The organism is Rufibacter radiotolerans (assembly GCF_001078055.1).
In the GTDB taxonomy this organism is placed as follows: Bacteria; Bacteroidota; Bacteroidia; order Cytophagales; family Hymenobacteraceae; genus Nibribacter; species Nibribacter radiotolerans.
In genome coordinates, this window is record NZ_CP010777.1 from 3,321,525 (window position 1) to 3,346,161 (window position 24,637).

The following is a 24,637-nucleotide window of genomic DNA, read 5'->3' on the forward strand; positions in this document are numbered from 1 at the left end:
ATTTGCTTATACGCCACTAAAGGCATTGAACCCTCCGTCCACCAAAATGGTCTCGCCGGTCACAAACTTAGAAGCATCACTCAGCAGGTAGATCAGCGTACCGGTTAGTTCTTCGGGCTCGCCCAGGCGTTGAAATGGGGTGTGGGCAATAAATTTCTGGGCTCTCTCCGTTGGGCTGCCATCAGGATAAAGCAACAGGGTCCGGTTCTGCTCGGTTAGGAATACGCCCGGGGCAATGGCATTCATGCGGACGCCGCCGCCGTACCTCAGCCCCAGTTCAGAAGCCATCCATTGGGTATACCCCTCCACTGCTTTCTTGGCCAGGGTATACCCCAGCACGCGAGTAAGCGGACGTTGGGCAGTAAGGGAAGAGATGTTCACAATGGAGCCTTTGCCTTTTTCAGCGATTACTTTGCCAAACACCAGGGTGGGAATGACCGTGCCAAACAGGTTCAGGTCAACGGCCTTGCGGGTATCGGCAACGCTCAGGTCAAACAAATCCTGGTTAGGTTGGATGGTGGCCCCTGGCATGTTGCCGCCAGCGGCGTTCACCAAGCCGTCTATGGTGCCCCAGGCAGCCAGAATTTCCTGCTTTGCCGCCTGCAGCTTTTCCTCATCTTGCACATCTGCCAGAATTGCCAGGGCCTCCCCACCGGCTGCTTGAATGGCGGCTACGCGTTCTTCGGCCCGCTCTTTATTACGGCCCAGGATCACTACTTTGGCGCCGGCTTTGGCCACTGCCATAGACATGGCCTCGCCCAGCACCCCGGTGGCGCCTGTGATCACAATTACTTTCCCTTGCAGGGAGAACTGTTCTAATCCGTTCATACTGTTTCTACTAGATAAATTCCTTGAATGGCTGTTCTAACCTTTGATGGTCTCCAGCCAGGCATTGGCCATTAACTGAGCGCCGGCCAACGTGGGGTGCACCCCGTCATAGGTCCAGTAAGCGCCGGGGGCCTTTTTCTGGGCCTTCTCGTAAATGGATTGGTACGGGATAAAGACCGCGTTAAAACTGGTGGCAATCTCTTGGGCCGCCTGCCGGTACTCATTGAAGGCCGGAAACCATTTGTCATCTACCGCTTTTATGCCGGGCACCGCGAAGGGTTCGCCAATGATCAGTTTCACATCCGGGAGTTTCTCTTTAGTTCTTTCCAGCAGGGTTTTGTAGTCATCATGGTAAGTTTTAACCGAGCCGCTGTATTTGCCCTGGATCATGTGCCAGAAATCATTCACGCCAATGAGCAGGCTTAACACGTTTGGCTTCAAGTCAAGGGCCTCCTTTTCCCAACGCTCTGCTAACTGATAAACCTTGTTGCCGCTGATGCCCCGGTTATAGATTTTCAGGTCTTTACCGGCATGTTGGTGCAGCAACTGAGCAGCCGCTAGAAAAGCGTACCCGCTCCCTAAACCGGCTGGGCTGTTCCCATTGAGGTCGTCTTTCTTTCTGGAGGCATCCGTGATACTATCGCCCTGAAAGAGAATGATGTCGTTTTTCTTTAACGCAACCTCTTTCTGCATTTTCCCGCCCGCCAACGTAGCCGCCGCCAGCGGAGACATACTTAAGGTAGCTACCGTGGCCAGGGAAGTTTTTTTAATGAAATTTCTTCTGGATAACTCGTTGCTTTCTTCCATTGGTAAAGGAGGTTCTTGGTTGGTGATGGACGACTATCTATAGGTTGACTTTCGGTGAGACCTTGCTCTTAAGGCAGGAAATTAGCAATTGCGTTTTGGGCCCGTTTTCCTTAAAACGGGCCCAAAACGCAATTGCTAAACCACGTGGGCAATACCTGAACTTTAATGGCAGAGCCCTTAATGGCCAAAGTGTTTTAATTTCCCCTCCTGCCTTTCTTCTGTTACTTTTTACTGGAAGCGGTTTTGGCAGCCCCTGGCAGCCCTTCATAAATCTCTGCCTCTATGATACTCAGGGTACCTTTGGCTTTGGCATCATCACGGGCTACGCCATCATCCAGTTTTTTGCCGTTTACTTCTACGCCCGTGTTACTACCGTTGGTAGCCGTGGCCCCGGTTAGCTGAATTCTTACTTTGGAGCCTTTCTGCGGCGTGCAATTAATGGTGTAATAACCCAAGGAGGTCTGCGTGTTTCCTCTGAAAACCTCTTTGCCGTCTACCATGATCACCAACGGGTAAACCCGGGACCGGAAGTTGTTCAGCTTGAGAGTTACCTCATTCACGGTGGCTTCACGTTCCAAGGTATACTCAATCCAGGCGGTAGACAGTTTTCCGTCATTCACCCAATCAGAAAGTTCGTTGTCATCAAAACTGAAGGAGGCGCTGTCTGCATTGGCCCCGGCGGTGGCTCCCACAATGGCAAGCGGGGTGCGGGTCATGGTGTACGACGGCGTAGACGGGGTAGGACCTCTGTCTAAGATGGAGGGCAAACCGGCAGCAGGCAAGGTAGTGGCCAAGCCGTTCTCTACCTTGAAAGGTTTGGTGGCAAGCGTTAGCGTGGCTGCTTTAAGGCCTTCTGAGGTGGCTTTGATAGTGATGGTACCGGGCGTGGTGGTAGACCTGATTAAGAACCGGTTTACGCCCCCTTCTACCGGAAAGCTTTTGGCCAGCACATAATTATCTGGCCCCATGGCTATGCCGCCTCTCCATTCGGCAGGGCCGTCTAAGGTGTAGTGAATCATGTTCAGGGCAGTGGGTACGCGGTTTCCTTTGGCATCTACCACCTCCACTTCAACCAGCGCCAGGTCCTGCCCATTGGCCACAAAATCAGTTGGTCGTTTGATCTGGGTTAACCGCAGGGCCGCAGGCGCCCCCACCGTCTGGATGGAGTTGGTGCAGATCTGTTTGTTATTGCCATCATACCCTACTGCGCTTATGTTGCCCGCTTTCCACTCAATATTCTTGAAGGTAAACAGGAACCCATCGCTTTTGGTACCAAAGCCCAATGACTTGCCATTTACCTTCAACTCTACTTTCTCTGACGTGGAAATAACATAGATATCCTTTTTCACGCCGGGGGCATAGTTCCAATGGCCTACTATGTGCAGGCTTTGTTTCTCTGGCACTACCCACCCATTCCACATCACCTGGTGGGCGAAGAAGTTTTGCTTTTTGATTCGCATGGCATCCACCTCGCCACTACGGCGGAAGTTCTCCTCTCCGCGGTGGTGGGTGTTTGACTCTGACCAGATAATGTTCACTCCGCCACTGCTCACCCGCTTTCCGGTGCCCGGCCGCTCGTTCCAGAACTCAAACCATCGCTTTACATTCTCCACGGCCTGGCTTTCCATGTTGCGGTTGTACACAGCGGCTGGCTGACCGTTGTGCAGGGGGCCGTCTCCGTCTTTGTGGTAAGGGGGCGAAAATTCGTCCCAGTACTTGCGGGAGCCCTCATCTCTGGAGTATTCCATAGCCCAGAGGGGAATGTGCGCACTTTTGTTAGTATAAAGCATCTCGCCGCCGTATTCGGCTATTTTGCTGTTGAGCATTTCGCGGGAGCCAATGGCACGGCCGCCTTTGGGGTCATACTGGTCTCTTATGGCTTTCATCTCTGCCATGTGCGGCTCACTGATGCTCTCATTGCCACACTCATAGAAAATGATGCTGGGGTTATTCTTGTTGTAAATGATGGCGTCGCGCATCACGGCTTTCCGTTGGTCCCACCTAACGCCTTCCACGTCTTTCTCGGCATCGCCGGCCGGCATGGCCTGCAACAGGCCTACGCGGTCACAGGATTCTACGTCCTGTTTCCAAGGGGCAATGTGCATCCAGCGTACCAGGTTGCCGCCGCTCTCTACCATTAAGTTATTGCTGTAATCGCTCAGCCAGGCCGGCACAGACAAGCCAACGCCTGGCCATTCATTAGAGGTGCGCTGCGCGTATCCGTGCACCATGATCACGCGGTCATTGAGGTAGATCATGCCGTTCTCAAAGGCCGTTTTCCTGAAACCGGTTTTAGTGACCACCGCATCTACGGCTTGGTTATTTACTTTGAGCTCGGTCTTTACGTCATACAAATAGCCGTAGCCCCAGCTCCAGAAGTTGAGGTTCTCTACCTTAGAGGAGGCTTTGATAGTCTTGGTCTCGCCGGGAGCCAGGGTTACTTTTTCACCGCTGAATGTTTTCACCGGTTTGTTGTTGAGATCAGTGATGGTTACTTCATACACTACTTGCTGGGGTTGGCCTGTCTCGTTCTTCACCTGTGACTCTGCGTGCACGGTGGCCGACTTGCCTTTTATATTAAAGTCATTGGCATACACATACACGCCGGTAGTGCCCAGGTTGCTGAACAGCGGCAGTGTCTGGTACAATTTAGGCGCCACATGCAGGTACACGTTCTTGTTGATGCCGCCGTAGTTGGCGTTGAAGTTCTTGTCTTCCCACTGGTATTTGGAGTTAGTGGCTTTCTCCCGGTAGTTCCAGTCATTGTCGGTTCTTACGGCCAGCACATTTTCCTCGCCTCCTGTTTTCACTACGTTGGTTACGTCAAACCCGAAGGCCATGGCGCCATTCTCATGTAAGCCAATCTTCACCCCATTCAGGTAAAACTCGCCAGCCTGCCGTACGCCTTCAAACTCCAGGAACACTTTCTGGCCTTTGGCCGAAGAAGGCAATTTGAAATGCTTGCGGTACCAGGCAATACCGGTAGGATGGTCTACAATGTCTTTCTTGAAAGCCGCGTCTTCGTTCCAGGCATGGGGCAGCGTCACCTTTTTCCAGGACTGGTCTGCGAAGGTGGCGGCGTCTGCCCCGGCCGGGTCGCCTATTAAGACTTTCCAATCTGAGTTGAAGTTGTATTTGGCCCGCTGGGCTGAGGCATCCAAAAGCAGGAAAAGGAAAAGGGAGAAGAGTAATCTTACTTTCATATCAAGCATACTTATAATGTAAACCCTGCTGGGGTAATAGAACTAGCTGTCCATTTGGCCAAACCTTCCCCAGAAAATCCCCTTCTTAAAGACTCAGTGCGGGAGAAAACGCATACTTCCATAAATGGCCTTTCCTGTAGAGACGCAATGCCTAGCCCTGGGTCAAAAAATAACTACCGGTATCACTCTTCCCTGCTACTCACAAAAGGTTGGGAAAGACATACCTGCAGGATACTAGTTCCCCTATTGAAATTACGTTTTGAGCCTGTTTTTCTAAAAATAGGCTCAAAACAGGTATAGCAGGAAAGCATCACTAGGTATAGAAAGCCGCGTTTGAAAGTCACCTGCCTACGTCTCACTGACCGTATGATGAATGTCTATTATTTGCCTTGCTACAAAAGGGTAAGAATAAACCCTGACAGGTTTAACACACGCCAGGGTTTAGGGTATTAGCAAATGTTACTACTGGTCTAACCTACTATTGCAAACAGTTTACAATACTGCCCAAAATTGTTTCATGCCTTGACCTGGAAATAATTACATCTTGAAAGGCAGGTACCAGTTATTGGGGTCCATTAACCTTGCTCTTACTTCCTGGGCGCGTGGGTTATTGGCTTTTACTAACTTGTCATACACCTTGTCTGCCAGGAAAGCCGGGTCATTTCTTCTTCTGGCTATTCTAAGCAGGTCTTGCCATCTGTGGCCTTCAAAGGCTAACTCCAAAGCCGCTTCATGAATTATGGCATTCTCTGTCCTGATCATGATAGGGTCTTTCACATTAGGATCATTGAGGTTAATGTTTTGCAAACCTGCTCTGTCTCTCAGGCCAATGTGGCGGTACCAGTCACCCCTGAAGTAAGGATAAGTGCCTTCCCGGGCATCAAAATTATAAGGAGCCGGCAAAAAGGTTTGCTGCGTATTGGTCACGTCTGGGTTAGTGGCCGGAAGGTTTGGATCAGAGAAGACACGCTTTATCCCTTTCTGGATGAAAGCCTCCGCTAATTTTGAGTTGCCATCGCGGTTGGCAGCTTCGGCAAACCTAAGGTGCACTAAAGAAGCCCGTGCTAAGAACCAGTTTCCTTTGTTCTCAAACGGAAGAGAAGCGCTAAAATTCTGCAGGTACTTTCCAACTACCGGCTGCCCCAATTGATAGCTAACGGCCGCATTGGCCCTGTTGTCTCCAGGAGTAAGGTCTGTACGTGTTTCTGCGGCCCATTTGTTAAGGACAGACTGTGATGGCTTTAATAGGTAAGAGCCTCCTGCATTGGCAAACAGGTTGATGAAAGGATTTTTAGGGCTGAAGCTTGGGTTGAAGGGCAGATCCCATACCCACTCATAGTTCCAGGCGTTTGATTGGCTTCCGTTAAATCCTACGAAAGGATCAAACGGGTTACTCCAGCTTACTCTATATTGGTCATAAAACCGTGTTCCTCTTGTTGCATCAGAAGCTCCGGTTTCCAGAACCTGGCGGTAATGGGTGGCGGCCTGGGTATAGTTGCCTTTCCATAAATGCAGGTCACCTAACACCAGGCGTTTGTTCACAAAGAACTTCTGGCTGCTGTACCCTCCTATGTTAGTCAAGAGGGAACTGCCGGTGGAGTACAACTCTTTGTGCGGGATCTTTTCAGTAAATGTGATCAGGCTGTCCAGCAACACCTCAAAGTCAATTTTCTGGAACCTGGACTGGTCAGTAAGATCAGTTACTTTGGCCAGCGGGTCAGTGATGTAAGGCACTCGCCCATACTGGACGCCCAGTTGCAGGTAGATCCAGCTTCTAAGGGCGGCAATATCTGAATACCGCTCATTGTACTCAGCCCTGGTGATTTTATTGGCTTCCACCATCTTATTGAAGTTGTGCAACACATCATTACAATTGATGATCACTTCATAATAAGGCCGTGGGTTGGCATATTTATTGGCTGGCTGCACCGTGTGGTAATTAAGCTGCAGCAGGTCTGGGTTAGCCGCCGCATTGGCTGTTACGTCCAGCAGGTCTGCTCTTAGCTCATTTAAGACCACGTGGCGCTCAGCTAAGTTGATAAACTTGCCATACACCCCAATGACCGCTGCATCTGCATCAAATATATTCTGGTACGCCTTGCCTTCATCCAGCGCTGTTTCCGGCTCAATGTCAAGCATATCGGCACAGGAGAAGATGCTTAGGCCAATTAGAACAACTGGCACCGCACGGGCTATGGACCTGATAAATCTATTTTTCATGTGTTGAAAACTTAATGCTTTGAATAACTCTATTGGTTAAAGACCAATTCTCACGCCTAACAGCACTGATCTGTACTGGGGTATCAACCCAATGTCTACCCCTTGGGCAAAGATGGTCTCCCCGGCACTAAATTCAGGATCATACCCTTTGTATTTGGTGAAGGTGACCAGGTTATTAGCCGTGGCATAGAAGGAAGCAGATTTGATATACTTGGTGTTAAGCGGCAGATCATATTTGAGGGTAAGGGTTCTGAACCGCAGGTAAGAGCCATCTTCTATCCATCTGTCTGAGAAACGGGCATTGCCTACCGGGTCACCCCAGCTGGCTCTTGACATATCAGTTACCTGGCCATCTGTTCTCCATCTGTTAATGACAGCGTCTGTTTGGTTGGCGGTGCCTGAAGCAGACTCTAATTGTGCCCTGGTGTAGTTATAGATATCATTTCCTTTGCTGAAGGTAAAGAAGGCATCAAGAGACAATCGATTATACTGGAGCTTGGTATTGAAACTTCCGGTGAAATCTGGATTGGGATTCCCAATCACTACCATGTCACTTTCGTCTATTAGCCCATTAGAGGCTCCTTCATTATTAAAGTTCACAAACCGCATATCCCCGCCCTGGAAAGCCACCACTTCACCGCTAGGGGTTCTGGTGCTCAGGCCTGCCTGTGCAGCCTCAGCATTGGTGGTGTATACACCGTTGGTCTTATAGCCATAAAACAAGTTGGCCTCCTGCCCTACTTTGGTAAGGATATTGGCACCCGCGAACTGGGTAATAAACTGATCAGTAGAAAGGTCTGTGATTTCATTCTTGTACTTTGAAAGGGTCAGGCCCAGGTCCCACTTGAACGCACTGGTATTGATCACCCGGCTGTTTAAAGAAAGATCCACGCCTTGGTTCAGCATTTCACCATTGTTGGTGAACATAAAGTCAAACCCGGTGGCTGAGATCAGTTGCTCCCGAACCAGCATATCATCTGTGACATTCCAGAAGGCGTCAACGCTCAAAGACAATCTTTCATTGAACAGACCCAGGTCCACCCCAGCGTTCAACTTCCGGTTGGTTTCCCACTGTAAGGCAGGGTTGCCTATGTTTCCTCTCACCAGACCCTGGAAATCTAAAAGGCTTTGAGAAACATAATACTGGCGGGCGGTATAGTTACCAATGTCATCATTGCCACTAATGCTGTAGGTGGTGCGCAGTTTCAGCATCTCCACAAGGTCTATGCCTGCCATGAAGTTTTCAGAGGAAACAAGCCAGGCAGCTCCCACAGACGGGAACACCCCAAATTTTCTATCAAACAAACTAATGCCGTTTTCAGCCTCTTTCCCAAACCGGGAAGAACCATCCACGGCCAGGTTAAGCGACAGAAAATATTTATTCAGGAAACCGTAATTGGCATCTGCGTAGTAATTCAACCAGAGCCAGTTGCCAATATCACCACCTGCTCTGCGCAAGGAGGCCGCACCGGTACCAATGGTTCTCAGTTCATCAGTAGCGGAGTTAAACCCAAAACCAGAATCTGTTTCACTGTCATTTTTGCTGTACCTAAGGCCTATGCTGCCATCTACACTGTGTATATGGTTAAAGGTTTTGTTATAGGCAAGGCGGGTGTCACTGAAAACCGCAAACAGCCTTTGTACCTGCGCGCCCATTCTGCTTTCTGCAATGGCGTTTTCTAATTGCTCTGAGCTGGTGCCTCTGCGCGGCACAAAGAAGTTCTCGCGTATTTTATCATAGGTAATGCCGTACTGTGTGCTGGCCACCAGATTTTTGGTTAACGCATAGTTAAACTTAGCTGAACCAAAGAACCTGTAATTGATACCAGTAGTCTGCATGGTATTGGTAATAGCCACCGGGTTACCTACATTAAAGATATCTGTGTCAGATAAGTTAGGGGAGGTAACCCCTGCGCTGGAAATCTCATTTCTGGATAGAAACGGAGCTTTAATTAAGCTAAGGTAAATGGGGTTGGTATTCACGGCAATGCCTTGGTCTGCCAGATTCTGCTCACTGTAAGTGAAGGCCACGTTGGTATTGACCGTGAGTTTTGGCGTCATGTTCAAATCAGCATTGAACAAGGTGTTGTACCGTTGGAACCTGGTATCCTTTACCACCCCGCCATTGTCTAAAACCCCAAGTGAGAGCGCATATTTGGCAATGTTGTCGCCGCCCACTACCCGCATGTAATAATTCTGGCTGTAGCTTCTTTTTAATACTTCTTTCTGCCAGTTTGTATTGTTATGGTAAGTGTAGTAGTCTGGGTTAGATACATTATCATTCATGTATGGCCGTGTCTGAATCTGGTTATCGGTGAGCCCGCTGCTTTTCAAGACATCACTCAAATAAATGCGATAGTTAGCGGCATTCATGACCGGAATATTATCAGGAGCCATGTTCAAACCAGCATAAGAGGCGAAATCTATCTTGGTGGCCAATTCCTGCGCCCGTCCGGTGGTGATAATAATGGCTCCGTTCGCGCCTTTAGACCCGTAGATAGAGGCCGCATCTTTGATAACCGTGATGTTATCTATGTCTTTGACATCAATATTGGAGAGTGGGTTGGTAAAATGATTACTGATGATAGAGCCACCATAATCATTCATGTCATAGATCATCCCGTCTACAATTACCAGTGGCTGGTTAGTGGTATACAGGGAGGAGTAGCCTCTTAGAAAAAGGTTAGCCCCAATACCGGGGGTACCGGAACGGCGCACCACGTTTAAGCCGGCCACTTTCCCCTGCAGGAAGTTTTCAGGGGTTTCAGCAGACGTTGCCCATTTCTGCTGATTTGGATCTAAAGATACTACCGCCCCTGTTCCCTGGTTGTTGGGTTTACTGATGTTGTTGGGTAAAACGGCGATATCATAAATGGAATTGAAATTTACTTCATTTAAGCTGATGGCAACGTTCGTTCTGCCTTTTACCGGTACTTCCTTCCGCTGATAGCCTTCTCCCTCTACCGTAAGACTAGTGGAAGAAGACGGGACAGCCACTGAAAAACCACCGTTATCATCTGTCAAGGCTGCGGAGAAGCCAGGCACACCCACACTTATACCGGCAAGAGGAAGTTTGGTAGCCGCTGCCGTAACAGTACCCGTCACTTTCAAGCCCACCACTGGCTGCTGTGACACCGCTATGGTATCAGAGGAGGCACCAACCGTTCCATTCTGCTGCGCAAATGCACAGACTGGTGTACTGGCTAAGGCCAGCAGGAAGGATAACTCTTTTATTCTTTTATACAAAACAGGCATGTAATTGCTTAGCTTATAGATGATTAAAATACTGGTACTAATTCCAGGTAATCTAGGGTGAGAGGGTTAAGGGCATTGTTTGTAGACAAGGCGCTTCTCAGAAAGGTGTCCAAATTGCCATATTTGGCAACCGTGTACTCTCCTATTTCCTGGCGTACGGCGGTGGTAGATGCCGCTACAGTTTTATAAGGTAACTCTGTGGCAGTGGCGGTTTTAAACGCTATTCGTTGGTCAAAGGCCCCCGTCTGAAAATCATTGATGACGCTCCAGTATACTTTGTACTTAGTAGAGTTCACGTTGGGGACAACATACCGCAGCCACAAACCAGAGGTGCTGTGCCCGGTGGAGCGCAGGTACCGGAACGTTTCCCCCGCTACCTCACTTCTCCTGGTCTGGACGGAAACGGTGCCGGCTTTGTCAGGGTGGCTTAACCGGGATTCCCTTATGCTATAGATGGATTCACCCTCTATTCTGATAGGCTTGATTTTCTCTTCATTGGCCACCGTGAGTTGATCAACCACTAACACCATTCCATTAGAGGTGCGCTCTTCCCGTAACACCGCATTAGGATCAATATGCACCTGCACCCCAGATCTGGAGGTAAGGGTTTGCGGCAAGGTCGCTTTTGTATAAACTCCCCTGAATACAAGGTCTTTGGCAACACTCCAATTGGTTAGGGCATCAGTGCTGTCAACGGTGCTGGTGGCGAAAAACTTCTTGAATCTGTCAAACTCAGCAGTATAGGCGGCATCTGTGAGCAGCACAAAGGTGTAGAGGGAGTCTTCATTTGCGACATTATAGACTCTCTGGAAAAACTGGTTCCGCTTAATAAACCCAGTGTTGGGGTCATAGACAGGTTTACCGGTTGCCGGGTCTACTCCTGTTTGTACCGCCAGGCTGTCTACAAACACCGTTTCTTCCAGTGACTGCAAATAAGCTTTCTGACGGGGGCTTAAGTTGGTAGAGGTTAAGAACTCCCAGGAATTCATTCTAGGCGTAAGAGGCGCATCCACTAAGTGCAATACTCCATTACCTGCATATAAATTTACTGCAATGATTCTTGCCGCGTCTACGGTAGAGGCGGCCTTGTTCCAGAAGATATTCTTTCCGCTTAAGGTCTTTATCTGGGAAGAAGCAGGTAAGGCAGTATGGCTAAAGTATTGTTGGTAACTGATGTGATTGCTCACAAATTGCTTTAACCTGTCTGGATTATTTAAAATGTTCGGGTCTAAATTCTGTAGGGCTTCATTGGTAGGCGCCCATACCGTGAATGATTTGGAAGACTCCAGCACCTCGTTTAAGCCAGTTTGCACAAGCAGCTCACTGAACCGGCTAATCCTGGGGTTTAGGCTGATCTCCTTCATCAGGTTACTACCAAGTGCCGGATCATTTAGAGTTGTATGTTCCTCCCATGCGTCCTTACAGGCAGAGAACCCTGCCAGAATGCAAACAAACAGTACTAATTTTTTATACAAAGCCATTTCTTATGTTTTTTATAAGCAAAACCGTCTTAAGAGCACCCTGGCCCAACTGTAGAATGGGGTCAGGGTGCCTGATTAGTGGACCATCAAATTATTACTGTGCGGACTATTCGTAAACTAGGGTACCGTCTCTCGCAATTTTAGGGAAGAGTTGATCCTGGTCTTCTGGGATCAACTGGATCATGTCAATCTGGTGCACACCATTGCTGGTAGAAAGGCCAACAAACTTAATCTTATGTCGGCCGGTAGTTTCCACCGTGACCGTGCCGGCCAATCTTGCATAAGAATTACCTGGTGTATTAGACACATGGCGTTTTATACCCTGGGCCAGCAATTCTCTTTCAACTCCACCTGGGTAGTAGAGTGCCATATTAATGGTTCTTGGCATTACCTGGTCATTAAAGTACACCTGTAGGGGCGACGAATTCAATATGGTTCTAAAACCAATCCAAACTTTGTATTTGCCTTTTACCACGGTAGGGGTAGTAAATTCCACCAGCCGGGCCACGTTTGAACTCATACGAACCGATAGGTAGTCGCCATAGGCATACCCGTCTGCACTGGCAGTAGAGCCGGGCACGTAGGTAATTCTGGGGTTATTGGAACCCTCAAAGTAAATATCCTTGAAAGCGCCCGGAGCGAAGGCAACACTAGTACCCCCAGACTTTCTGAATTGCGGCAATATTCTTAGTTCTGGTTGATCTGCCAGATCAAAATACACCCGAACCGGATTTCTCTTCTTGATCTGGAAGTTTTCTGTGATGGAGTGAAGCACCCCGTTGGTAGCGGTATTGTCACTGCCTTTTCTATCTACCTGGGCCCCTATCTCCAGCACACCGTTAAAAATATCCTCATTGATCAACACTTTTTCCCCCTTGAGTTTAGAAGTGATAACTTCTTGTGGTGCCAGAGTAGCATGTGATGGAGCTGTTACCAGATCAGCCAGGTACTTACTGTCATCCAAAATACGATAGGCCATGTTCAGGTAAAGGCTGTCCGTTTTATCTGAGGGGTTGCCGGTTTGGGAATACTTTGCCTTTAACTCATCGTAGCTGTTGATATTGATGCTTTTATACACCGAGTTCTTCTGCGCCAACACCGTATACCAGGTCTTCTTTGCAGTACCTCCATCCAAGTTGGAAGAATTTAATAGATTAAATAGACCTGTTGCTTTCAAGGCCGCAGTGAAAATGGAGTACTCTGGGTTGCTTTCCAGCATTTGGCCCACTGTCTGGTTAGCTGGTTGCAAAACACGGTCAATGGAGTGCACAATTCCGTTTCCTACCCTAATGTTCGCATTCACCACATTTGCCTGTCTGTTCACGCGGGTTCTGGCCACTCCATTCTCCAGTTCTGCCCCTGTGATGACGTACTGCCCCAGCATGGTTATCTTAGGGAGCTTGCCATCTGTAAAGCTTGAGGTAGAGATGGTATCTTCCAGTAGATGGAAGCGGATGATCTTCTTCATCTCCTCCACGTCTAACTGGTCCACAGAGGCAACGCCCTTCTCTTTCAGGAAGATGTCAATAGCCTCGTTGGTAGGAGCGAACATGGTGTAGGAACCATAGGCTGCCAGGAAACCGGCTACCTCGGTCTTTTCCAGTATTTTGATCAAACTGGAGAACTTGTCTGCGTTTTTCTCAAAGTACCCCAGCATGTTCACGTCTGAGGTGGTAGAAACGTCTACAATCTCAGATTCACAGCCTGCAAACAGGGTTATAATTATAAGGCAAAGTGCCAGTATTCTAGCCCTTAAGCTTTTGATGAAAATTAAATTTTCCATAATAAGAATTTTTTAATATTTATCTGCCTTTATAGAAAGGGTTTTGCTCAAGACTCTTGTTGGTGGTTAGCTCGTACTGGTAAATAGGCCAGTAGTGGCTATTCTGGTCTTTGTACTTACTTAAGATAGACTGCTGTCTTTCAGGAGAGGCACTGTTTATGACCATTTGGTTTAGCAGATCTTGGCGGGCGTAAGAATTTCTTTTGGCATTTCTTAACACATCAAACCATCTCTTTCCTTCAAAGGCGAACTCGCGGGCCCGTTCCTCCAGAATGAAATCAATCATATCATTCATAGAGTTAGCATCAATGTCTTTGTTGTCAGTGCCGGGCAGGGCGTTAGCCCGCTGGCGCACTCTGTAAATAAGCTCCAGTGCTTCTACCCCCCTTCCATTATTCTGGGCCACCAACGCCTCTGCCTTCATCAGCAGAATATCTGCGTACCTATAGAAGATCCAGGGAGCCGTTGACTGGTCCTGGCTTCTGCCGTCAGAGATATTGAAACCAAGGTATTTCCACACCTCACTGGTAGACACTTTCACAGATGCCGCGGCCCTGATATCAGCATTTAAAACATCTACCGGGTCTGGAGGGAACACATCTTCCAGCACCCGCGTAGCAGCCAGAAACCGCCTGCCCGTTGAGGTACTGAACATGGGGTAAAAAGGGTTGGTGCGCTGCGCGTTGAACTGCAGAGCGAATACCACCTCACTTGAAGTCCCCTGAGCGTAGAGTTGCTGATACCAAAGCGGATTGCCCACGCCTTGTACCAAACCAAACTGCCCTGAGTTGATCACCTTATCTGTAGCTATTATGGCGCTGTCATACTTCTCTTTCCAGAGGTACACATCTGCCTGCATGGCATTGATTGCATACTTTGTAATCCGGCCCTTATTAAAGGAATTGTTCCCGTAGTTGCTAGTGGCTAACTCTTCTGCCTTCAATAAATCCTTTGCCACCTGGTTTAACACCTGCGCTTGGCTTGATTTGGGCAAGGCTATCGTCTGTTCATCACTAATGGTAGCGGTTAATTTCAAGGGAACATCCCCAAAACTGCGGGCCAGGTAGAAATACATGAGCCCCCGTATGGCATAGGCTTCGCCCAGGTATGCATTTAACTGGGCCTGGGTAAAGGTCTGGTCTTCTGCCAGCGCGCCAGGGGCACGCTCTATCACGGTGTTGCACTGGTTAATGGTTCTGTAAAAAGCCCTCCAATCAGAAATAGGGTTGGTATCCACAATGTTCCCGTTCATTACCTCCAGTTCACTGGAGAAGATACCGGTATTGGCCATGAGCATGTCTGCCCTAAGTTCACCCCATAAAAATAGTTTTTCTGCAAAGCCAGGGCTCAGCATAGAGGCATAGATTCCCACTACCGCGGAATTCACCTGCTCCTTGGTTTTCCAGAATTCATCTCCTACAATCCCGTTCTCTGGTTTGAGGTCCAGCCAGGTATTGCAGGCACTTGAGACAAGCACCAACAGGACCAGCGTTGCTTTGTATATATGTTTCTTTAACATTCTATTTTCTGTTAAACAATAACAATAGGTTAGAACCTTACATTAACTCCCAACGTCAGCGTCTTCACCGGCGGGGTTCTGGAGTTATCAAAGCCAATTCTGAAGGGATCACTTCCGGCCAGACCCACTTCCGGATCCTGACCTGTATAGTTGGTGAAGGTAAACAGGTTGTTGGCGGTCACATAGACACTCAGGTCAGTCGCGCCAAACCGCTCTCCTATAGGCTTAGGCACATCATACCGGATGGTAAGCGTTTTAAACCGCAGGAAGGTACCATCTTCTACATACCGGTCTGAGGCCAGCCAGTTATAGCCCATTCTGTTCAAGGCTCGTGGCATGTCTGTCTCATCACCAGGGCGTCTCCATCTTTTCAGGATAGCGGTGCTTTGGTTGGAGTAGTCATACATGTTCTCTGTGCGCATTTTAGTCTCGTTCACAATGTCATACTTGTATCTGAAGTTGAAGAACATATTCACTCTCCAGTTCTTGTATCTCACAGAAGGCCCGAAACCACCAGTAAGCTTAGGGTTTGCATTCCCCAGGTACACCACATCTTTGTAGTCTATGTTTCCATCATGGTTAATGTCTTCATAAATGGCGTCACCTGGCTGAAACACATAGTCAATAGCGGGATATCCAAAACGCATGGGTACCGTCTGACCATTAGGTCCTACAATAGCATTGCCCTTTCTGTCTTTGGCAATAGTTGACTCGGCATCTTTATACACCCCCTTAAATCTGTAGCCATAGAATGAGCCAAAGGGGTTATTTTCCTGGATAGTGATCAGGTAGTTCCCGTTGGCGTTTAGGTTACCCCTCTCCCGTGGATAGTATTCAGAAATTTCCCTGATCATGTTCTGGTTATGGGACAGGTTCAAGCCAAAATCCACTGAAAGGTCCTTAGTTTTGTAGGCGCTCACATTCACTCCTACCTCCCAGCCTAGGTTGTCCATGGTGCCTACGTTCATGTCTACATCCGTGAAGCCGGTAATAGAGGAGATAAGTAGGTCCTGGAAGAACATGTCTTTGGTGCGTCTCTTATAGATATCGCCATCTATGGATACCCGGCGTTTCATCATCACCAGGTTAATACCCACGTTTGATTGCAATACAGTCTCCCACTTCAGGTTATTCAATTTCAAGGTTGACTGGTACAGGCCAGACATACCCAGGTAATTGTAGTCATAGTTTTCATACAGGTCATAGTGCCCGTAGCTGGCCCGGGGCTCATTTCCGCTTGATCCGTAGCTGCCTCTAAAACTCAGGTCATCAATAAATTGGAAGTTCTCCATGAAAGATTCCCCAGACACTCTCCAGCGCCCAGAGATAGAAGGGAAAGTTCCGTACCGGTTGTTCTCCCCAAATTTGGAGCTTCCATCGCGCCGTACCCCTACGTTGATAATGTAGCGGTCAAGGAAGCCGTACTGCGCATTCACTAAAAGGCCAACGCTTCTGGTTTGGGAAGAGGAGGAGCCCAAACGGTGCTCATTCCCCTGAATTCTGGAAGCAATAGAAGGATCTTGCAGGTAGGCAGAGGCTGTATTGGAGGTCATCACCCCAAAGCCCACGTTTCTGGCATCAAAGGTCATGAAAGAGAGTAACCCTTGAAAGGTATGCTTATCCCCTATCTTGGGAGTAAAGAGCAGGTTTGATTTTGTGGTAACACTAAATCTGTCATTGTCAGAGTCTGAGGCTCTGTTTACGGTGGTCTCTGTCCAGGGGCGGCCGGTAGCCGTTTGGGGCAGGAACATCTTTGTTTTGCTGTTATTAATATCAAACTGAATATCTGACGTAGCCAGCAACAAGCCTGACACCACATCATACTGCAGGTTGAATTTTGGGATAACCCGTTCCCCTAATTGTTTATTGATTCCCTCCCGCGCCATAGCTACCGGATTAAAGGTGGAAGGATAGCCTCCCTGGATATTGTTGGCCGGTGAGAAATAGTTAGGCGTGCGTTCTCCAAATTCATTGTATTCATACACACTCATATTGGGCATCTTGTTATAGGCAACGCTTCTTATGGAGTTAGTGTAGTTCTGGTTGTTGTCAAGGTGGGTATAGGCAAGATCTGTTCTGAATCTGATTCTGTCAGAAACGGTAAAATCCAGGTTGATACGCGCCGATATACGGGAGAGGTCTGTACCAATGGTGGTTCCCTGCTGACCGAAGTACCCGATAGAGGTATAGTATCTGGCTTTATCACCACCCCCTGACAGGGAAACGTTATGGTCCTGAATTTTTCCTATCTGCGTGATCTCATCAATCCAGTTGGTGTTTCTGTTGTAATTATGGTACCAGTAAGGATCCTTAGGATCATATTGAAACTCTTTGATAGTGGTAGTATTCAGAGGAGTTCCCGTTCTGTTCATAAAGGCTTCCGGGATGTACTGGGAGTATTGGTCACCATTTAGCATAGGAAGGGGGTCTGGCTGTTTGGTCAGTGACCCTCTGAAGGTGTAGTTAACGGTTGGTTTGCCTATTTTACCTCTCTTAGTGGTAATAACCAGCACCCCATTGGAGGCTCTGGCCCCCCATACCGCGGTTGCGGCGGCATCTTTTAATACTGAAATTTCTAGAATGTCTGTAGGCGCTATGTTCAGCAATTGGGCGTACCCCTGCTCATCTGCCGTAGCGAAATTAAAATCAGAAGCAATCTCAATATCATAGGGCATGCCATCCACTACAATAAGGGGCTCAGAAGAAGAGTTAATGGAAGAAGTACCCCGGATCCTGATCTGCATCCCTGCCCCTGGGTCACCAGTAGAAGACACAATATCCACGCCGGCAAGCCGCCCTTGTAACGCCTCATCTATGGACGCCGCAGGCAGTTCGGCCAGGGCTTTGGCATCAATGGTACCAATAGCGGAGGTCAGGTTACGCTTGTCCACGTCCAGCATTCCGGTACTGGTTTGTTGGTGAGATATAATCTCCACTGTATTTAAGGTGTTAGAGGTAGACTCCAACGCTACATTTACCTCAGACCGGCCATTGACAACAAAGGAGGAGTTCTTATAGCCTATATAGGAGATGACCACCTTGTTTTGAGGGTTCTTCATCCTCAGGGCAAAGCCTCCGTTAATGTCGGTGCTAACGCCGGCCAACGTCCGGTTCTCATTATCTACCTCATACACAGACACCCCAATGAGTGGCTCTTTGGTGACTTTGTCTGTCACCGTTCCCCTTACAATGGTCTGACCAGGCTGGGCATTGGCAAGCACACCGCAGCAAATGAAAACCGCCGTGAGAAGTAAGTAAGAAAAATTGCCTAAAAATCTTTTCATATTGATAATCTATAGATTATGAAAATTCTTAATTATCCTGGTACCGCAGGTAGTTATCAATCTGGTGAATTAAAGCTCTGTTAGACAGAATATTGCTGTTTGCCTTTATGGCGTTCGCTTTTCTTCCAAAAGCATCTGTAATCACCATTTGGCTACCTGTTAAGTTGACACCGAGGGTACCGGTATTGCCGTTCACCGTCTTAAATAAGGTTTCATAGCCTCTTGGCTCCTCAATCTGGTTTTTAAAGGGCACCTGCTCTTTGGCAATGATATGGTACTGGAGGAACCGGGCTACTTTATCCTGGTCTTCAGGGTTCGTAGGGGTGAAGTTAGGAACCCCTGTGGCTACGGCACCAGGTAAGAAACCATCCTTCACCGCCTGCTGTATGGCAGCATTGGTTGGGATTAGGTAAGTATAGGGGGTGCCCACGGTGGTTCCTTTTACATCCAGGGTAGCTGCATCAAACATTAAAGCAGATTTACTGAGGTAGCTATAGAAATGGGAGAAGTTAGGGTTGGCCGCAATATTCTGGCTTGGTTTCAGCTCAGTGAAGTTGAGAATACGGTCCACGTAATACACTACCCCGTTGCTGGTTTCCACAGGACCTGTGAGTTTAACCCGCTCATTTCTGTCAACATTTCCGGCCGCAAACACCTCATTGTTGTTAAACCTGATGTATTCCTCACTAAAGGTCTTAATGATGTCTTCGCCACTAAGGTCTTTGTAAATGGTATTGCGGTTATCACCGGCCGTGACAATGTGCAGGTCTATAATTCTCTGTAACCTAACCTGGGCCTGCGCCCCTGAAATAACAGCGCCTCCGGAAGGCGGGGTGTACACCCAGTAGTTAAAGCGGGTATCCCAGGAAAAACCGGCCGCGGTTAAGACGGCGTCAGAAATAAGGAATAGGGTATACTTTGTGTTGGGAGTGGTAAGGCTTTCTTTGTAGCCGGCCAAGGCCCTGATCATCATGGAATACTTAGGATCCAGATAGGCTTTTCCATAAACTGTATGGAATACATTGGCCTCCTGTACTTTATTGGTACCATAGAAGAAACCGTTGCTCAGCATCTTTGCCTCCACCACGTTGCCGGTTAGGTCTATTCTGGCTTCCTGGCTGGTTTTAAGAGGGGCCTGTTTGAATTTAGAAGGCCAAATGGCTGTAGGAAACAAATGCGCATTCAGGAAATCACGGATAATTTCAATGGGTGCCTCATCCAGTGATCTGTAGTTCTGCAAGAGAACGGTATTGATGTAATTGGTGACTACCTCATTCTTAGGGGCATAGATGGTATAGGTGTTTGACTGGCCTTCATTATTCTGGCGGTTGGCGCCCCGTACCTCAAAACCTTCATCATTTAAGGCAAACTCCAATTGTCCATCATAGATCTTGGCATACACCGGGCTGGTGGAACCTGTCAATACCTTGTTTCTGGCCGTTGCTTCACTGTTTTCCTGGTAATACACCATGTATTTCTCAAACAGGTTACGGAACACGCTGTATTCAGACTTGTTTGCCAGGTACTCTTCAATGTTGTCAAGGGGCAGAATAACCGTGTCCAATTCATGGATCACCCCGTTCTCAGCAATGATGTTTTGGTTTACCACTTTCGCATTCACCACATTAAAGCCCCCATTGTAGGCTGACCCAGGGTAAAACGCATTATAATCTGTTGGGCCCAACTGCTGGTTGGCAGAGAAAATCTGCATGAAGTAGGGCACGTACTTATTGTTGTTATCAGAGAACACATATCCCCCGGTCCGGTTTCCGGAAATAATGTTCTGATTCTGCAGCACCTGGTTGCCCACTTTTACCGTACCGGTGTACACGCCTTTATAGTAAGCCGTTCTCCGTTTAAAGGCCTGGTCTACCACCCAACCGGTGTTTGACTGATAGTCATCCAGCCTATCTGTCATGAAGGCGTTATACACCAACGCATAAGACACAATCTTGACGGCTGTCTCTTTATTGATGGCTTCTACCCCGGCAATTCCGTTTTCGGCAAAGTACTTGGCAAATGCCTGGTCATTTGGCGCAAAAAGCGTCCAGTACCCGGCCGCGCTAAGAATGCTCTTATACTCGGCCTTATCCACCAATGCCAAAAAGTTCTTGAAGTTACCTTTGGCTTCCAACTGCTGGTAAATGGCTGGCTCCAGGTTTTTAGGTCTGGCGTAGTACTCGTCCTTGGTATCACAGTTAGTAAACAGCACTAACAATGACAGGTAGTACAATAAAACTTTTACAGATTTGGTCATAACAACAATGGATGGTAAAGGCTTTAATAGTGTGTTTTGGCCTACATTAGTGGATGGTTTCTGCCGTAAGAGCCACCTTAAATACCACAGCCCTTTTATTATTTAGATTCTTTGATGGAAACAAGGGTAGTTTGGTGCCTGAGATAAGAGGCCTTCCAATAACCACTCTTTTTTTGCACCCACTTCACCCCTTTATTAGTCTCCGGAAACCAACGCAATCGATTGCGCTTACTCTTAAAAAAAAACCTATCCTTCCTCTAGCCCAGATTCCCAACTGAGTTAGTTCAGGCCTAGGCTATTTCCAATACTATGGAGTACTAATGGAGGTGCTTTTTACAGGAAGCAGTATCCTTGGAAGCGTGGCCCGGCATCACAGGAGGCCAGGCAGTGAGGAGGCAATGCCGGTGCAGGTTTTACTGTCTGGAGGCACTTGGCAATATTGTTCACCTTACAAAGGAACCATATTACCATGGTGGGCTTAAATACTTGTAGCTTAGTAAAGTTTCTTCATATAGTATCTGACTACAGGTTAAAACACGTTTTAATGAATTTGATAATTCTTTATGTTCTAAAGGTAATAACTACACCTCACACAACTGTCCTGCGCTGTCCTGCTCTTTCTTTAATTTTCATTTTTTTTCCTGCCTTATCTGGACCTCCTTTTACAAGAATAGGAATAAAGCCTCTGCTTATTGAAAATTTTTAAATTACAGGAAATACGTGAGGTAATTTAGGAAGGAAGGATCTTTGGCAGATAAGGTCTTCTAAGTTCTATCCATTTCCTGGGTGTTATTCCTGTTTCTTCCCTACCTACTTCTTCCCTATCAAAGCCTTCCTAGCCTGGTTACTCAACTCCTACTCTATATTCCAATGGGGCTATTCAGTTATCTCTATTGGCTATGGCCAAGCGCTCTGGTATGCCCTAGCCCAAAAGAGGGCTCCTGTTTTGAGCCTGTTTTCTTAAAAACGGGCTCAAAACGGAAATAAGCCCGAATGAATACCCCACCCGGGCAGGCCTGCTAGATCAGTCATCACCCCTAAACTATAACTGAGCGTTTTGGGCCTGTTTTAGAGAAAACAGGCCCAAAATGCATCCCGACCAATCGTTTCTCTTATGGTGCCTAATATGATAATCCTGCACCTGGATATGAGGTAGTGGCTTAGCTGGTCGTTTGGCTATGCCTTACCCCTGCCGGGCTTAAAGCAGATTTACGCAGATTTAATACTCTACCCTGAGGAGAGAAGAAACTCCTTTTGTCTCCCAACCCACAGAGCAGGGTGAAAGCGTAACCACTTCCCGCCTACCCTCTTTATTCCTCCTCCCGGAAAGGTTAGCAAGGGAATTGCCGACCATGGTTAGGAGCCTTTATAATTTGAATGGGCTACCTTTCATATAGACTTTATATTCCTTCACCATACCCGCAGTACTCTTATCTGTGCGGGGCAAATAGCGCAGGCCCTTAACGGTGACCGTTTCCCCTAAATCCACTACTAATTGGTGCGGGTGCCTGGGTTTGGCAGCGGCATATTGGGTATGCCAGAAAGTAGACTCCTGCTGGTCAAACACCCGGTCTGCCGCGTTATTAGCGGCGGTTACCTCCTCGCTGTCTGCGTACACTACCTTCCATTTCAGGCGGGATATTTGGTTACCCTTTTCATCCAGCAGTTCAAGCTCGGCTATGGAAGCATAGGGATCATCTTCCTTTTGGGCGCTCAAGGCCTCAAAGCAGAGGTATCGCCCATTTACCGGCTTGCCAAACGCTACCTCCTGCCAGCCCGGCGCACCCGGGAAACTCCCTGCATGTATTGGTTTTTCCCCTGTCAGATTCAATGTCTGTCCTTTGGTGCGGTGCAGCAAAGACTCATCTACGCTCAACTGGTCCAGGATAGGCTCTTTTAAACCGGCCACGGTAGTGGCTTGCGGCTGGTCCACGTCCAGGACAATAATTTCGTTTTCGCCTTTTTTCAGCCACACGCCCGGCACGAACAAGGTTTGTTGTGGCCCTATTTTCCAGAAACGCCCCAAGTTGTTGCCGTTTATCCATACCATGCCCTTACCCCATTTGCTTACATCCAGGAACGTGTCACCGGTTTCTTTGAGGGTAAAGGTTCCTTTGTACCAGGCGGGCCCGTCTGCACGGCCTTTTTTGAACTTCGCTTTCTTCTGGAACTTGTAGTCCACCGGGAAGTTATAGACCAGCCAGTTTTTCACCTCGGTGGTTTTCTGGCCATTTATAAGCTCCACTTTCTCAGTGATGCCTTTGCGGTCAATAATGGCTTTGCCGTAATTGACCCGGCCGGTGGCCTCTACCAGAATATCCAGTTGGGAGGCCTTGGCCATGGCGGGTAGTTCAATTGTGGAATCGCCCCGGCGCCGGTCTAATTTACCAAGGGGCTTGCCGTTCAGGAAAACAGTGGCCCAATCATGGACTTCGGTAATCACCAGCCGTTGCCTGGTAGACGAGGCCGGAAGCGTGGCGCGGTACAGGATGCGTCCCCAGCCCTGGTTAAAATACTCCATGGGCTTGATCTTCTCGGTTTTATTGGCCTTGGGCAGATTAGATAATAAGGCGGCACTTTCAGTGAGGGCAAAAGCCAGAATAGCAATTACTGGCTTGGCAGCCGGAATCTCGCCCAAGGTTTCACCGGGCTGCAGATAGTTTTTAAGGAGGTTGCGTACCGCGAAGAATTTCTCTGTGGTGTTGCCCTGCTCCCCAACCGGGGCATTGTAATCATAAGAGGTAGCCATGGCAGAATAAGGTGGCGCGTTGGCTCCCCCCCACTGCCCAAACGAGGTTCCGCCGTGGGCCATGTACAGACTGAAGGAAATCTTCCGGTCCATCATGTCTTTCAGGCTACCAATAAAGCTGCTCACCGAGCGGGTCTCATGCGGCCGGCCCCAATGGTCAAACCACCCCGACCAGTACTCGCTGCACATGAGCGGCGCACTAGGATTTAACTCCTGAAAGGTTTTGAAGCTATTGTCAATGTTGGTCCCGGCCCCAAAGTTGAGGGTGGTGGCCACGCCTTCCAGTTTATAGCGGTTGAAGTTACTGGGCCAGTCGCACCGGAAAAGCTGCACCTTATCAAAACCGGCGTCGCGCACGGCATCACGGGTGGCTTCCATGTAGGCCTGGTCCCCACCAAAGGTGGCGTATTCGTTTTCCACCTGCACCATAATGATGTTGCCCCCTTTTTGGATCTGAAGCGGCGCCAATTGTTTGGCTGCCTCTTTCAGGAACACCTTGGTGCGGTCCATGAAATACGGGTCTTGCAACGTACGCACTTGCACATCTTCCTTCTTCAGGAGCCACCAGGGCAAGCCGCCCATGTCCCACTCGGCGCATACGTAAGGCCCGGGCCGCACTATGCAGTACATGCCATTCTTCTGGGCCAATTTCACAAATTCCGCTACGTCATTCTGGCCTTTAAAGTCAAACTGGCCGGGCTGTTGCTCATGCAGGTTCCAGAAAAGATAGATGCACACGGTATTCATGCCCATGGCCTTGCTCAACTGAATACGCTGCTCCCAGTACTCCCGCGGAATACGGGGGTAATGCAACTCCGCCGCTCTAATCACAAAGGGTTTCCCGTTCAAAAGGAATTCTTTGTTACCCAAGGTAAAGGTACCGGGTTGATTACTCAACGGCTGGGCTTGGGAAGCAAAGGCCCATAAAAAGAGAAGAAGGTATAGGCAATTTTTGAGCATAAAGTATTGGCAAGTGCATTAATAACTAGATCCTTTTCGGGAATAGATGTCCCAGCTGCCACCAGACTTTTAAGCCCGCTTCCTTTCTTAGGAAAGCTGAGCTTTGGGCATTTGGCAACATAAATATTCCTTCCAAAAACTTTCAATAGAGGCAATACCTTCATGTGCTGGTAGTGTTTCTAATAAAAGTTTCAAGATTCTTCTAAAACTAGTGTTATTATGACATTTATACTAAAGAGAATTTAATTTCCTCTCATTTTTTTGATTCTTTCCATTTATTAGGGACAAATC

General features: G+C 48.2%; 12 protein-coding genes. All 12 read right to left on the bottom strand.

Annotated features, from left to right (window positions below; translation table 11 throughout):
- Positions 1-6: 6 nt before the first annotated feature.
- The 12 genes from TH63_RS13690 to TH63_RS20575 all read right to left on the bottom strand — a co-directional run bounded on the left by TH63_RS13690 (position 7) and on the right by TH63_RS20575 (position 24,510).
- Positions 7-828 carry an SDR family oxidoreductase gene (locus TH63_RS13690; protein ID WP_048921433.1) on the bottom strand — a complete coding sequence of 274 codons (822 nt, stop codon included), beginning with the start codon at positions 826-828 and terminating at the stop codon, positions 7-9.
- Positions 829-864: 36 nt separating this feature from the next.
- Positions 865-1,635, bottom strand: a complete 771-nt coding sequence (locus tag TH63_RS13695) for an SGNH/GDSL hydrolase family protein (protein WP_048921434.1) — start codon at positions 1,633-1,635, stop codon at positions 865-867.
- Positions 1,636-1,856: 221 nt separating this feature from the next.
- Positions 1,857-4,838, bottom strand: a complete 2,982-nt coding sequence (locus TH63_RS13700; protein WP_048922846.1) for a glycoside hydrolase family 2 protein — start codon at positions 4,836-4,838, stop codon at positions 1,857-1,859.
- Between the two features lie 537 nt (positions 4,839-5,375).
- Positions 5,376-7,058, bottom strand: a complete 1,683-nt coding sequence (locus TH63_RS13705; RefSeq protein WP_048921435.1) for a RagB/SusD family nutrient uptake outer membrane protein — start codon at positions 7,056-7,058, stop codon at positions 5,376-5,378.
- A gap of 36 nt (positions 7,059-7,094) precedes the next feature.
- Positions 7,095-10,313, bottom strand: coding sequence for a SusC/RagA family TonB-linked outer membrane protein (locus tag TH63_RS13710; RefSeq protein ID WP_048921436.1), 3,219 nt, complete (start codon positions 10,311-10,313; stop codon positions 7,095-7,097).
- Between the two features lie 23 nt (positions 10,314-10,336).
- Positions 10,337-11,677, bottom strand: coding sequence for a fasciclin domain-containing protein (locus TH63_RS13715; RefSeq protein WP_048921437.1), 1,341 nt, complete (start codon positions 11,675-11,677; stop codon positions 10,337-10,339).
- A 223-nt stretch (positions 11,678-11,900) separates the two neighbouring features.
- The gene (locus tag TH63_RS13720) at positions 11,901-13,577 is read right to left on the bottom strand and encodes a fasciclin domain-containing protein (protein ID WP_048921438.1); all 1,677 of its coding nucleotides are present in this window, start codon (positions 13,575-13,577) and stop codon (positions 11,901-11,903) included.
- Positions 13,578-13,596: 19 nt separating this feature from the next.
- Positions 13,597-15,096: a RagB/SusD family nutrient uptake outer membrane protein gene (locus TH63_RS13725; protein WP_048921439.1), complete on the bottom strand. Its 1,500-nt coding sequence runs from the start codon at positions 15,094-15,096 to the stop codon at positions 13,597-13,599.
- 29 nt (positions 15,097-15,125) lie between these two features.
- Complete coding sequence (locus tag TH63_RS13730) at positions 15,126-18,380, bottom strand: SusC/RagA family TonB-linked outer membrane protein (protein ID WP_048921440.1); 3,255 nt, start codon at positions 18,378-18,380, stop codon at positions 15,126-15,128.
- Between the two features lie 28 nt (positions 18,381-18,408).
- Positions 18,409-20,637, bottom strand: coding sequence for a fasciclin domain-containing protein (locus tag TH63_RS13735; RefSeq protein WP_048921441.1), 2,229 nt, complete (start codon positions 20,635-20,637; stop codon positions 18,409-18,411).
- 1,366 nt (positions 20,638-22,003) lie between these two features.
- Complete coding sequence (locus tag TH63_RS13740) at positions 22,004-24,256, bottom strand: beta-galactosidase (protein ID WP_197088559.1); 2,253 nt, start codon at positions 24,254-24,256, stop codon at positions 22,004-22,006.
- Positions 24,257-24,279: 23 nt separating this feature from the next.
- Positions 24,280-24,510, bottom strand: a complete 231-nt coding sequence (locus TH63_RS20575; RefSeq protein WP_197088560.1) for a hypothetical protein — start codon at positions 24,508-24,510, stop codon at positions 24,280-24,282.
- Between the last annotated feature and the right edge of the window lie 127 nt (positions 24,511-24,637).